We start from the raw sequence: 13,356 nt of genomic DNA, 5'->3' as shown, positions 1-13,356 counted from the left end.
TGCCACCGGCGATACTTAAAATTTAATTCAACTTAAACTGGAGGGATGTCATGCAAACCACAACACTTTCGTTCGAGAATCTGCACAACCATGGGGAGCTTTTTGCCAACCTACTTCGCGCTAGACGACAGAGCTTTATCGTTCAGAACAACTGGGATCTGCCGCAAGCCATGGGCATGGAATACGACCAATACGACACACCTGCCAGTCGTTGGGTTGCCGTGCATGAGTTTGGTCGCATTTTGGCTGGGATCCGCCTGACCCCAACCAACACCAACTGCGGGATTTACAGTTATATGATCCGGGATGCTCAACGGGGCCTGTTGGATTCAATTCCACAAGATCTTCTCTATGACGAAGCCCCGGTGTCCGAGCATATTTGGGAAAGCAGCCGCGTCTTTGTGGCCCATGACACACCACAACGCATCCGTAACGTGGTGCATGGTATGTTGATCAGCGAAATGACCAAGTCAGCCCGTGAATTGGGCGCAACCCAAGTCTTGGGTCTTATCCCCGCTGCTTGGCCACGGTTTGCCAAACGGCTGCGGCTGGATGCCGAAGCCGCCGGGCGCGTAATGCATATTGATGGTGTCGACAATCAGGTTGTGAATATTAATCTCACCACCAAATTGCACTAATCATTGATGCAAAAACAGAAAAGGGCGCAACGGTTCTGCGCCCTTTTTGTTGTGTCACCGACACAGAACATCACCCCATCAAGGACCGAAGCACCCGTGCTTCACGCTTATTGAGACACATTCGCGCGGTGCGTTGAAAATCGCGGGCCGTTTGACCGCTGAGTTCGGGGAACAGACTAATCACTTCTTGTTGCGCGGCGAGGTCCAAAGAGTTCATCGCCTGATCGCCAGGAAAGAAGCTTTCACTCGGGGCGCCATTCGCCATAACCACCTGATGCCGGTCAAAAAGCAGGTGGAAATAGGTGACCGTGCCGCCGATGAGAAATTTGACCTCTTGGTTTGTTATCAAGTGTTTCGCCGCGACCAAGACCTCGCTCTCTCCAAAACAGAGATCAGCTGATTGCGCCGACAAAAGCATTCGATGGTTGGGGGAAACAAGAAGGTCGGTGTCGTTGCCAAGGACCCCTTTGCCGATCAGCACAGGGGCAGTTTGTCCCATCGCGGGAACCGAGCACCGGCCAATCCAGCGCAAAGGTTGAAACCCGTCGTCACGCGTATAAACCGCATCCCCTTCGACAAGATCATCAATGATCCGCTCCCCCTTATTGGTCAGAATGCGGGTGCCACTTGTAAAACAGGGCACAAGCGACGAATAGCCGACCGCACCATCCGTGTTAAAGGTGCCGAACGTATAGGTGACGCCGGGATCCAGTTTGAAGTCAGAAACAAATAGCGGACCATAGTTTGCAGCACTGTTGGTGGCGATAAAATAGATGGTTCCGCTTGATCCATCCGAACCGGTAACGGTGTATTTATAGCGCAGGTCGATCGTATCGCCGACATTGACACCTGTAACCGTGGACGCAGTCACATCTTGGTCCGGGACATCTGCCCCGCCAGTATGTGTGAAATCACCAAAAATCGCATCATCGCTGCCATCGGAATCGTCGATCGTGACCTTACCAGCCACACCAATCGTGAATGTGCCGGAATGCGGATACGTATTGTCACCGCTCGCGAAGTTGTAAACCAGTGCGTTCTCTAACGACATAATAAACCCATACAAATTGCTACTGACGCGTCATCACTACGCGAAACAAGTTAATTAGTAGGGGAGATTACGGCCGATAATGCAGCGCAAATGTGTTCTTTCTGTGAACCCGTCGAAATCTAAACGCGTCGGGATTATGCCCTGATTTCCAGATGAGAACACCGCCTGCGACGCGCCTGTTCGCGCATCGCAGGTTTTTGACGTGGGTCTATTCCATCCACTCATAAGGGCGCGTGAAATTGCCGAGACAATGGGCCACCGCCTCGTAATCGACGTCGCCAGTTGCCTGTAAGCGCGCGACAAGACCGCGTTTTTTGTCATCAATCACCTCGGCCACAATGGCATTGTGCCCAGCATCCGCCAGAGCTTTGTCATAGATCCGAGTGATCGCACGCTTGCGCAGGTCGGGCTTAAACACTTTGCCAACGGCCGTTTTGGGAAGCTCATCAAGGATCTCGATGTGCTTGGGCAGGGCCGCTTTTTCATGGATATGCGCCTTAGCATAAGTCAGCAACTCAGCAGCGGTGGTTTCGCCCCCGGCCACCAATTCCACATAAGCGCAAGGAATTTCGCCCGCGTAGGCATCAGGTTGACCGATCGCCCCCACAAAGGAAATTGCCTCATGGCCAGCCAAGCATTCTTCGATTTCGGCTGGATCAATATTGTGCCCCCCGCGAATGATCAGATCCTTAGCGCGGCCAGTGATCCACAGATAACCGTCTTCATCAAGTCGCCCAAGATCACCGGTGCGCAGATAAGTGTCCGCCGCAAAAAGCCCGTCGTTTTTTTCGGCCTCGGTATAGGTTGCCCCTGTGACCACGCCGGGGTTGGTCAGGCAGATCTCGCCGACCTCATCCACCCCATGCTCTTTCAGAATGGTTCCACCCTCGTCGCAGCTTAGGATCTTGATGTCCGTATAGGGGAAGGGAACGCCGACGGAGCCTACTTTTTTGGCGCCGGTCGGGGGGTTGCACGACACAAGACAGGTTGCCTCGGTCAGCCCATAACCCTCCACAATATTTACGCCAGTGGCATCCACAAAGCGGTTATAAAGCTCAATCGGCAATGGTGCAGAGCCGGAAAACGCGGTTTTCAGACTGGAGACATCCGCATCCACCGGCCGCTGCATCATCGCCGCAATCGCGGTGGGAACTGTGATCATAAACGTGACTTTGTAGCGTTCGACCAATTTCCAGAAATTGTCAAACACACCGTCACCGCGATAACCAGCAGGCGTGGGTGAAATAAAGTGGCTGCCTGACATCAGGCAAGACATCCAAATCACATGCACCGCAAACACATGGAACAATGGCAGCGGACACATGATGACGTCTTTTTCGTCAAACAACAGATTTGCCCCAAGCCAACCATTATAAACAAAACCCGAATATTTGTGCTGGGCCACCTTGGGCGTACCGGTCGTGCCGCCAGTGTGGAAATACGCCGCAACCCGATCGTCAGGAGAATCCGCAAAATCCAAAGTTTTGTTTTGCTTGTTCATTTCCGCCACAAAACTCCGCACGCGCGCTTTGTGTTTAACGGGAACTTTTGGCCGCAACAGGGGAACCAGCCAGCTTTTGGGCGGGCTCAAATAACGGTTCAGGTCAATCTCAAGCACGGTTTCAACACAGGGCGCCATTGCGACCGCCTCATTGGCCAATTGAGCCACTTCAGCTTTGGGGAACGCCTTTAACGTCACCAGCACCTTTGCCTTTGTTTCCCGAAGGATCCCCGCCACTTGCTCTGCGTCCAACAGGGGATTGATCGGGTTCACAATTCCGGCAATTCCCGCCCCCATCAGCGTGTACATCGTCTCGAGCGAGTTGGGCAGCAAAAAGGCGACAACATCACCTTCGCCAATGCCCAATGACCGAAACAAGTTTGCCGCCTGGGTCGAACGCTCAAGCATCTCACGCCAAGTCACAGTTTCTTTGGCATCCGTCGGCCCAGAGGTCAGCTGAAACGACGCCGCCGGACGATTAGGATATTTGGACGCAGTCCGCTCCAACATCTGGTAAAGTGTCTTGGGCTTATCACGCTCATTCCACCCCATTTCGGCCTCAACCTCATTGCGGTCAACTATCGAGCCAAAATCATACATTTTTATTCCTCCCGCGCCTCGTTTATGAGGTCATCCTGAGGCAAGAACATGATCCGAAACATGGTTTTGGGCAAGAGCACAGCACAAGTGCAGTTGCGTCACTTTGTAAAAAAAAGGGCGCGCCCTTGCGGCCGCACCCTTATTTTCAACCCTAATGAGCACAACACCCAAATCTAATCCGACGACAGACCTTCGGTAAACTGAAGGCGCGCCAGGCTGGCGTAAAGCCCGTCCTGCTCGACCAGTTCATCATGGGTGCCTTGGGCCACAATGCGCCCCTCGTCAAAGACCACAATGCGGTTGGCCTTTTTGACCGTTGCCAGGCGGTGCGCGACGATCAATGTGGTGCGCCCTTGTGCCAGCTCATCCACCGCCGCCTGCACCAACCGTTCACTGGCGGCATCCAGCGCCGACGTTGCCTCGTCCAACAGCAACACTGGTGCATCGCGCAGGATCGCACGGGCAATGGCAATACGTTGCTTTTGACCGCCCGACAGCATCACCCCACGCTCGCCCACATACGTGTCATAACCTTCTGGCAAACGTGACAGAAAATCATGCGCGGCGGCGGCTTTTGCGGCCTCCTCCACTTCTGCATCGGTTGCGTCCGGGCGACCAAAGCGAATATTCTCGCGCGCGGAGGCCGCGAAAATCACCACATCCTGCGGCACAAGCGCCATGTATTTGCGGAAATCATCCCGGCGCATATCCCCCAGCGCCACACCATCAAGCGACACCTGACCTTGTTCGGGATCATAAAAGCGCTGAAGCAGTTGGATGATTGTCGATTTACCGGCCCCAGATGGCCCAACCAAAGCAACGGTTTCTCCCGGCTTCACCTGCAGGCTCACCCCTTCCAAAGCAGCTTGTTTTGGGCGCGCCGGATAGTGGAAGGTCACATTGTCAAAGCGGATCGCCCCCTTCGGGCGCTCGGTCAGGGTGACGGGGGCGACGGGGTCTTTCACGTCATCTTCGGCGTTCAGCAATTCAACCAACCGCTCGGTGGCGCCAGCCGCGCGCTGAAGCTCGGACCAAATCTCAGACAAGGCGCCCACGGCCCCGGCCACCATGACCGCATAGATTACAAATTGCACCAAGGCACCGATCGACATGTCGCCGTCAGTCACATCATGCATCCCGATCCACAACACGCCCACCACACCAGAAAAGATCATCGTGATGACAATCACCGTCATGATGGCGCGGGTGGTAATACGGGATTTAGCACTGTCAAAGCTACGCTCGGTCAGCTCGGAAAACGCGTTTTTGCTGATATTTTCATGGGTAAAGGCTTGAACGGTTTGAACGGACAAAAGCACCTCGGACGCATTGCCTGAACTTTTTGCAATCCATTCTTGGTTTTCACGCCCCAACACGCGCAGCCGGCGCCCGAGAACGATAATTGGCACCACGACGATTGGCACAAGCAAAAGCACCAACCCCGTCAGCTTCGCTGAGGTGAACAGCATCAGGATCAGGCCGCCCAAAAAGATAAAGAGATTGCGCAACGCCACAGAAACCGAGGACCCGATAACCGACAAAATCAACGTGGTATCGGTCGTAATCCGGCTCAGAACTTCGCCCGTCATGACCTTTTCATAAAATGCGGGGCTCATGCCAACCACGCGGTCAAACACCGCCTTGCGGATGTCCGCCACGATGCGTTCGCCCAGCCGTGTGACCAGATAATAACGCAATCCCGTTCCCACCGCGAGAAGGGTGGCAACCCCCAAAGCGGCAAGAAAATACTTATCCAACAGATGCGGGGTTGCGGCCCCGAAGCCATCAATCACGCGCCGGACAGCCAGCGGTAAAATCAACGAAATCCCTGCCGTGAAGACCAAGGCCACAAAGGCGCCGAATATCCACAATTGGTGCGGGCGCATAAAAGGCCAAAGCCCGCCGAGTGCGCCAATCCGTTTGGATTTTTCGCGTTCGTCGATATCCATACCTGCGTTTTGTTTTCTAGCCATGAACCGCTCCTTTGGCGCACAGATAACGGCCCGACCGCTTGGGGACAAGGCACTGCTAGGGAAATGCCGTGTCAACACGCAACAAATCTTCACATCCAATCCCAAATGTCACCATGAAACCGGCACCCCATCGTCACGATGTCGAGGATATTTCCCGTTCTGCATTATCGCCGTTTTGCACCGTCACCTGTCACATCAAGGCGACGCAACGCCCTATCAACGCCCTATGACGACAGCAACGCGCGACACCCTCATTTTTACCCTGTTTCAAATGCCGCCCGCTTGGAAAACTGCGTCTATTATTTCGCATCTTCGGGTCGGCGATGAACCAGAGCTTTCCCTTCGCCGACAGGGGCGCTACACCCGGTTCATGTCGGATCATAAATTTGAAATTTTCCTCGCGACAGTTCCGGGCCTCGAGCAGGCGCTGTTTGACGAAGCAAAGGCGTTGGGCCTGCCCACGCCAAAGCTGATCCCCGGTGGCGTCAGTTTTGATGGCGGGTGGCCCGATGTTTGGCGGGCCAACCTGTGTCTGCGTGGTGCCACGCGTGTTTTGGCGCGCATTGGATCTTTTCCAGTGTTCCATCTGGCCCAACTGGACAAACGTGCCAGAAAGTTTCCTTGGGCGGATGTTTTGCCAACCGACAAAACCATCCGTGTTGAAACCACTTGTAAACGCTCAAAAATCTACCACGACCGCGCGGCGACCCAGCGTATCGAACGCGCCTTACAAGACACTCTCGGTGTCGAAATCAAAGCCGAAGCCGACATCACGTTGAAGGTTCGGATCGAAGACAATCTTTGCACTTTTAGCGTCGATACATCCGGTGAAAGCCTTCACAAACGCGGGCATAAGACGGCCACGGGCAAAGCCCCTATGCGCGAAACCCTTGCCGCATTGTTCTTACGGCAAATGGGGTATGATGGCACAACGTCTGTGGTCGACCCGATGTGTGGGTCAGGAACATTTGTGATTGAAGCGGCGGAATGGGCCAGCGGGCTTTTCCCCGGCCGATCCCGCGCCTTTGCATTTGAAGCTTTTGCCAGCTTTGATGTGGACGCCTTTGAAAAGTTAAAGGCAGCCGCGGCACCGACAGAGCCTGAGCTAATGTTTTTCGGATCGGACCGCAATGATGGCGCCGTACAAAACAGTCGGAAAAACGCTGAAAACGCGTCGGTCTCGGACTGCACCGCGTTCACCCATGCGGCCATCAGTGATCTGGAAAATCCCGGGGTCTCACCGGGCATTGTCATTGTGAACCCGCCCTACGGCACCCGCATCGGTAACAAAAAATTGCTCTATGCGGTGTATGGAAGCCTTGGGAAAGTTCTTTTGGAACGATTTTCCGGGTGGCGTGTTGGCATCATCACCAGTGACGGTGGCCTGGCGAAAGCCACCGGACTGGATTTCTCCGATATTGGCCCACCGATTTCCCATGGCGGGCTAAAGATCAAACTCTATCAAACATCGGCGCTGCCATAGGTAAAACTGCCATCGGTTCCGTGCCACCAAGGACCTTTGTCTTTGGTGCGAGGGCCCCCCACAAACGCTTTGCCGTGATCCGCCACGAAGCGACCATCAAACAGCGTGTCAGGCAACCTGCCCGTTTGAAGGCAAATCGCACAGTGGTGTTGAGGTCTTTTCGCGGCTTAACGAAGCGTCTTAGGACTTGCGTCGATAGCACTTTGCCTTGCGACCAAAGCCACTTGGCGAACACACATATGTGGTTTTGCTTGTGGCCACGACGGTGTTTTTGGTTGGTTGTGCTGAACTTGTGGCCATTGCCACAGATGCAACAGATGCCAGGGTGAACCCCAGCACAATCGCTTTTGCCTTGCTCATGTCTTGCTCCTTACCTCAATGACCGCAGTCTCCCGATGTCAAGGTTCCGTTCTTTGACGGCTTTGGTTTACCCTGAGAAGGTTGATATGCGGTTAGCAGCACTTAATTGAGGTCGGAGTCTGCGCGCAATTGTTCTTATTTAATTGGTGATGTGAGCGGATTTCGGCGTATTGGCCTTCAAACAGCAGAGCTGTTGTGAAAACAATTCGTTAATGCAGGTGGTGGCAAAACGCACCGTGACGCAAATGCAACATTTTTTAAGAAAAAATTGCACCTGCGCCCCGGCACTTATCGGGCACGTAGAAAGCACGGTGGGTGATTTACACGTTACTGCTGAACTTCAGCGGACTGTACAATCACACGTTCACCGATACGCCAGTTCGGCAGACCAAATCCATTTGGCCAAGGGTAAACCTCTTGCTGGTTGAAATAGACGATGCTTTCCAAGGTTGGATATTGTGGCATTGGCTTTTCAATGTCGGCTTGCCACTGATCCACATAGTCTTGATCACCAGAGAACCCAAGTTCAGCCACAATGACGGGCTTGTTGAATTGCCGGGCACGTTCATAACGTGGGGCCAGAATGTCGTGTACGCTTTGCTCGCGCCCCACCACTTCTTGTTCCCATGGCTGAAGCCCAAAGACCGACAAGCCCACCACATCGACATAATCATCACCCGGATAATAATCCGCCATGCCCTCATCCCCAAGCGGTGACCACATGACCTGAATATCCGGGGCGGATGCTTTGCAGGTGTCAATCACGCGCTTGAACGCCGCGACATAGGTTTCCGGCTCCCATCTGGACCAAATGAACTGGCCACTTTGGTCATCCATTTCCTGTGCCCAGCGCACGGTCACTTTGCTTTTGAACCGATCAAGAACCTCGCAGATGGCAGTGACATTGCCATCATACGCCCCGGTGCTGATCCCTTCTTTAAGGGCCTCGGGCGTGTTTCGCGCATTCCGCGTCCAGGTCCAGGGCTCAATTGTCACCAGAACATCCCGTCCGCGTTCCATTGCGTAATTATCCGCATCAATCAGGCTTTCGAGAAACAAATCCTCCCACGGCAAAAACAGATGCTCAATTTGCACGATATCTGAGTCCGTATAGTCGCCTATGGGATCATAGGCGCCATAGTCCGGCGGGTTTGGTTCCGCGATCAAAGGGGCGGCCAGCGCGGTGGCCAGCACAATTGCTGTCGTGTTTTGTAAAAGTCCCATTGTCTTACTCCACCATTTCTTTAAAGGGGGCCAGCCATTCTGACCCAACATTGATGCGGTAAACCACCGCCCCGGCTTTCCCTGTTCCAGCACCCGCCACTTTCACTTGTGGTTCCGCTAAGGAAATCACATCCGTTCCATAGGACAGGGCAAACACACTACGAGCGCCATGCGTGTTCAACGAAAGCAACATCGCCATCACCAGCGAGGCCACCACGCCCATTTGGGTCAGCGCTCGGACCGGCTGTTGCACCCATCGGATGTTGTTTTCCCGGCCGTGCTTCACAACAATCACCGCCAGAAGAAGTGTATAGATCAACGCATTTGCCAGGCTGAACAGCACAAACCCGGCCGATTGGCTGAGGTCTGTTGCCAACAAGATCGGCACAACTGCACCCAGTGCCAAAATCACATACGGCAGCAAAACGTGTGTCGGCAAAGGCGGTGGCCCGACGTCACCTTTGGGTGTGACGCGGAAATCCACAAAGGATCCGCGCACTTTATCCAAGACCGCCATTGAGCATCCCAGCAAGACCCAAGGCCATTGGGCACAGGCAAACAAGGTCCGCTCCCAGCTGAGGACTTTGGCGTCGAAGGGGCGCAAATACCCCTGTCTGCGCATCAGATACACAAAGCCCACCACAACCAATGTGGCCGGGATCGCATGCACAAAAAACTCTGGAAAGCTCACACCGACATAGCGAATATCAAACGCGAGCGCCAAGATCGGGAAAAGATACATGGCCGCCATGAAAAGCGAGAAGACCGGATACCACGCCTGACACAGGAGAAACTGAAATCGTAACCTTGGGGTCAGCCCTTTCAAATAGCGCGGCGTGTGCGACAGCAGTAATGTGGTCAAACTGCGCGACCATTGGAATTCCTGCACAATCAAATCGGTCAGACAGGCGGGGCCGCCACCATGGGCAATTGCATTTGCCGCATGCGCCCCGCGCCAGCCGCCTGAATTCAGGATCATTGTGGTCGAGTGGTCTTCGGCCAATTCCGGCCCCAATCCGCCAACCTCTTGCAAGGCCCGCGTGCGCACCGCGTAATGTGATCCGATACACATCGGCGCCCAGCCGTTGGAATACCCCACCTGGATCCCACCATGAAACGGCGCCTCGGCATAAAGCCGCATGCGCGCCGCCCAGCTTCCGTTGGCGTTGCTGTCACAAATCGACGGCGCGCTGACGTACCCCACCCTTGGGTCTTCAAACCCGCGCAAGATCGCCTCCAGATACCCCGGCTCTGGTGCGTGATCTGCATCCAGTTGCGACACAACATCATAGCGCGCATATCCGTAATGGTCATAAAAATAAGCGAGGTTCCCCTCTTTACACCGGGTTCGGCGCGGCCATTCTTTTTGATGATAGGCCGATACGCCCTTGCGGGTTGAGATGAACACACCATGCGCCTTACACCAGGCGATGGTCTCATCGTCTGGATCTTCATCCGCCAACCAGGTGTCATGAGCAGGCGTTTGTTCGAGCATCGCCAACAAGGTGGTTTGAAGCACCGAGAGCGGCTCTGCTGGCGTTTTGGTGGTCACCATGGCAACCCGCAAGGGGCCCTGCATGATCGGCACCAGGTGGGGCCGAGCGCCGTTCAGCAGGAAACTCATGAAATATGTCATTGTAAAATGAAGCCACAGAATACACAGGCTGATCAGCACATACCGAGAGGTGCCAATGTTGTGTTCCGGGCGCAGCCACCACAGCCAAAAATACGCCATAGCCCCCCACCAGAGCGCAAAACACAGCCAATAGGGCCAGGCACTGTGCCGGCGGGAATTGCCGACGGGTTTGGGCGATTTATTCTGCAACAAAACGGACATGGGATGCCTCCTTTTTGTTGCAAGGCAACCCAAAGCTGGGGGCGGCATCTTGAATGATGTGATCCAGCGTTGAACGCCGCGTTTCAAATCCAAGCACGGCTTTCGCCTTTTGGGCGCAGGCCCATAGCGCAGGGGGATCGCCGGCACGGCGCGGCGCCACATCATAGGGAACCGGACGTCCAGTGATCCGCCCGATGGCATGGATCACGTCAAACACAGATTGCCCCACGCCGCTGCCCAGATTAAGCGCCACACTTGGCCCACCCTCGAGCAAATACCGCGCGGCCAACAGATGCCCATGTGCCAAGTCCTGAACATGGATGTAGTCCCGTACACAGCTTCCATCTGGCGTTGGGTAATCATCGCCAAACACTGACAACGCCCCGCGTTGCCCTGCTGCGGCCAGAAGCGCCAAGGGGATCAGATGTGTTTCGGGATCATGACGTTCGGCCAAAACACCCTCTGGGTCTGACCCGGCGGCGTTGAAATACCGCAGTGCGACATGGCGTAGCCCATAGGCCTGTTCATACGCTTGCAGCATCTCTTCGCAGATCAATTTGGTATGGCCATACGGGCTCATTGGGATCTGTGGGCATGTTTCCGACACAGGGGATGTCTGTGGCTCGCCATAGGTGGCGCAACTTGAAGAAAAGATAATCTTATCAAGGGCACAGGCCTGAGCGGCCTTCAATAGCCCAATCATTCCGCCGACGTTATTGTCATAATAGAGCGCGGGGTCTTGCACGGACTCGCCAACGTAGGCGCTGGCGGCAAAATGCATGACAAGTTTGACTTGATGGCGCCGCATCGCAGCCTCAACCGCCACCGCATCGCGCAAATCAGCACGTTCCAGCGGCCCCCATTGCACGGCATCCGCATGGCCGGTTGACAGGTTATCAAGCGTCACGGGCAGGAACCCATGTTGAGCGAGGTGTTTACAGGTGTGACTTCCGATGAACCCGGCCCCACCTGTAACTAAAATGGGGATCGGCTGGGTCATGACGTCACCGCAAACTCGGCCAATGGGGCCCTGGCCATGGCCCCTTTGAAGTGATGGATCGTTTTTCGCAACCCCTCTTCAAGCGGAACCTTTGGTTGCCAGCGCAGCTTGTCCATCGCCACAGAAATATCGGGTTTGCGTTGTTTTGGATCATCCGTCGGAAGGTCGCGGTGTTCGATTTTCACCCCCGTATCGGTCATCGCAATCACCTTTTGCGCCAGTTCCAGAACGGTGAATTCGCCGGGGTTACCAATGTTGATCGGGGTCCGATCGTCCAAAGGCACGCGCATCAAGCTCTCAATCGCGTCCAACAGATCATCGACATAGCAAAAAGACCGTGTCTGTTGCCCTTGACCGTAAACTGTCAGGTTTTGCCCCCGCAGGGCTTGGTTGATAAAATTCGACACAACGCGGCCGTCATCCGGATCCATGTACGGACCATAGGTGTTGAAGATCCGACCAATGCGGATCCGCACGCCATACCGTTCATGGTAATCGTGAAACAAAGTTTCGGCGGCACGCTTTCCCTCGTCATAACAGGAACGCGGGCCAAAGGTGTTCACACATCCACGATAGGCTTCGGGTTGTGGGCTGATCTCTGGGTCGCCATACACCTCTGACGTCGAGGCTTGGAAAATCTTCGCATCATATTTGCGCGCCAGTTCAAGCGCGTTGATTGCCCCCATCACGCTGGTCTTAAACGTATGGATTGGATCGATTTGATATTTTGGGGGGGACGCCGGACAGGCAAGATTGAATATCTCATCAACCTTTTCGCCAATCTCATAGGCGTTCACCACATCATGGTGCATAAACTTGAAATTTGGATGATGCATGAGATCAGAAATATTACTGATCCGTCCCGTTTGCAGATTGTCCAAGCAAACAACACGATGTCCATTTATCAACTTCCGGTGGCACAACTGGGATCCAAGGAACCCTGCCCCGCCGGTAATTAAGATTGTTTTTTTACCCACCACATGTGGCATGCGCAATTTCTGCGCAGCGTGGCCCCTTCTGAATTGAGCAAGCATTTTTCATTTCCCCACCTAATAGCATCATCGTGATGGGAACGCGGTCCTTGGTGTTATTTCGAAAGCCGCAGTATCGGGCTTTTTCATAAGAGGCTTAATATAGCCGCCTCTTGGTGCGTATCACGATGTACAGTCCTCACTGATCACCGCTCGCCTCAATTGCGTTTACACGCGCTTTGTAATTTTTTGTCTTTCACGCCCTATTTGGGGCTGCGGAAATCAGGATACTCGAATTTACCTTGAATTTTCAATTAATTGGACGGTCTACGGCCAGTGCTGCGCTTATTCCTTTGGTCTATCACCCCCGTAAGGGACTGATACAAAACGCTAAAATTCGAACGCCGTCATTTTCTCGTCGATTTCGCATTAAACCCTAATTGGGAAAATCGGTTTTTTTCCAAGACTTTCAATGGGCTTTGCTCCGAAAACCCCGCAGCTAAACCCTTTGGATATCTTTTGTTAATATAAGGGACTAATGATCCCGCGGGCGTATATTTGCGAGGTTGTTGGTTTTTCGGCGTGACCCGAGTGTGATCAAGGAAATCGGGGACTCACTCAATATTGAGGTCGCTGTTCTTCCGCCACAAATCCGCTCTGTCTGCGCCCTAACTGCGATACACATAAAAACGCCAGACCAACATAGCCGGTCTGGCGC

General features: G+C 54.1%; 10 protein-coding genes. 2 read left to right on the top strand and 8 right to left on the bottom strand.

Annotation, left to right across the window (positions count from 1 at the left end; genetic code table 11):
* Window positions 1-50: 50 nt before the first annotated feature.
* A complete protein-coding gene (locus tag KKW20_RS05715; protein WP_214566882.1) occupies window positions 51-638 on the top strand; it encodes an acyl-homoserine-lactone synthase in 588 nt (195 codons plus the stop codon).
* A gap of 70 nt (window positions 639-708) precedes the next feature.
* On the opposite strand, the gene KKW20_RS05710 is transcribed toward KKW20_RS05715, so the two are convergent.
* The 3 genes from KKW20_RS05710 to KKW20_RS05700 all read right to left on the bottom strand — a co-directional run bounded on the left by KKW20_RS05710 (window position 709) and on the right by KKW20_RS05700 (window position 5,763).
* Window positions 709-1,689 (bottom strand): Hint domain-containing protein, encoded by a 981-nt coding sequence (locus KKW20_RS05710; RefSeq protein WP_214566881.1) that lies wholly within the window; start codon window positions 1,687-1,689, stop codon window positions 709-711.
* A 208-nt stretch (window positions 1,690-1,897) separates the two neighbouring features.
* Window positions 1,898-3,790, bottom strand: a complete 1,893-nt coding sequence (locus KKW20_RS05705; protein ID WP_214566880.1) for an acyl-CoA synthetase — start codon at window positions 3,788-3,790, stop codon at window positions 1,898-1,900.
* 173 nt (window positions 3,791-3,963) lie between these two features.
* A complete protein-coding gene (locus KKW20_RS05700; RefSeq protein WP_214566879.1) occupies window positions 3,964-5,763 on the bottom strand; it encodes an ABC transporter transmembrane domain-containing protein in 1,800 nt (599 codons plus the stop codon).
* A 370-nt stretch (window positions 5,764-6,133) separates the two neighbouring features.
* Between KKW20_RS05700 and KKW20_RS05695 the strand changes: the two genes are divergently transcribed.
* Complete coding sequence (locus KKW20_RS05695; protein ID WP_214566942.1) at window positions 6,134-7,246, top strand: THUMP domain-containing class I SAM-dependent RNA methyltransferase; 1,113 nt, start codon at window positions 6,134-6,136, stop codon at window positions 7,244-7,246.
* 180 nt (window positions 7,247-7,426) lie between these two features.
* Here KKW20_RS05695 and KKW20_RS05690 read toward each other — a convergent pair whose 3' ends face one another.
* From KKW20_RS05690 to KKW20_RS05670, 5 genes are all read right to left on the bottom strand, one after another.
* Complete coding sequence (locus KKW20_RS05690; RefSeq protein ID WP_214566878.1) at window positions 7,427-7,606, bottom strand: hypothetical protein; 180 nt, start codon at window positions 7,604-7,606, stop codon at window positions 7,427-7,429.
* 327 nt (window positions 7,607-7,933) lie between these two features.
* The gene (locus KKW20_RS05685) at window positions 7,934-8,830 is read right to left on the bottom strand and encodes a glycoside hydrolase family 26 protein (protein WP_214566877.1); all 897 of its coding nucleotides are present in this window, start codon (window positions 8,828-8,830) and stop codon (window positions 7,934-7,936) included.
* Between the two features lie 4 nt (window positions 8,831-8,834).
* On the bottom strand, window positions 8,835-10,667 hold the full coding sequence (locus KKW20_RS05680) for a glycosyltransferase family 2 protein (protein WP_214566876.1): 1,833 nt from the start codon (window positions 10,665-10,667) through the stop codon (window positions 8,835-8,837).
* A complete protein-coding gene (gene galE / locus KKW20_RS05675; protein ID WP_214566875.1) occupies window positions 10,645-11,667 on the bottom strand; it encodes a UDP-glucose 4-epimerase GalE in 1,023 nt (340 codons plus the stop codon). Before galE ends, KKW20_RS05680 begins: the two co-directional genes overlap by 23 nt.
* A complete protein-coding gene (locus tag KKW20_RS05670) occupies window positions 11,664-12,656 on the bottom strand; it encodes a UDP-glucuronic acid decarboxylase family protein (protein WP_214566941.1) in 993 nt (330 codons plus the stop codon). The genes galE and KKW20_RS05670 overlap by 4 nt, the downstream gene beginning before the upstream one ends.
* Window positions 12,657-13,356: the final 700 nt, after the last annotated feature.

Source organism: Aliiroseovarius lamellibrachiae (genome assembly GCF_018599245.1).
In the GTDB taxonomy this organism is placed as follows: domain Bacteria; phylum Pseudomonadota; class Alphaproteobacteria; order Rhodobacterales; family Rhodobacteraceae; genus Aliiroseovarius; species Aliiroseovarius lamellibrachiae.
Note: the sequence above shows the minus strand (reverse complement) of the source record. Positions and strands in the feature narration are given on the sequence as shown.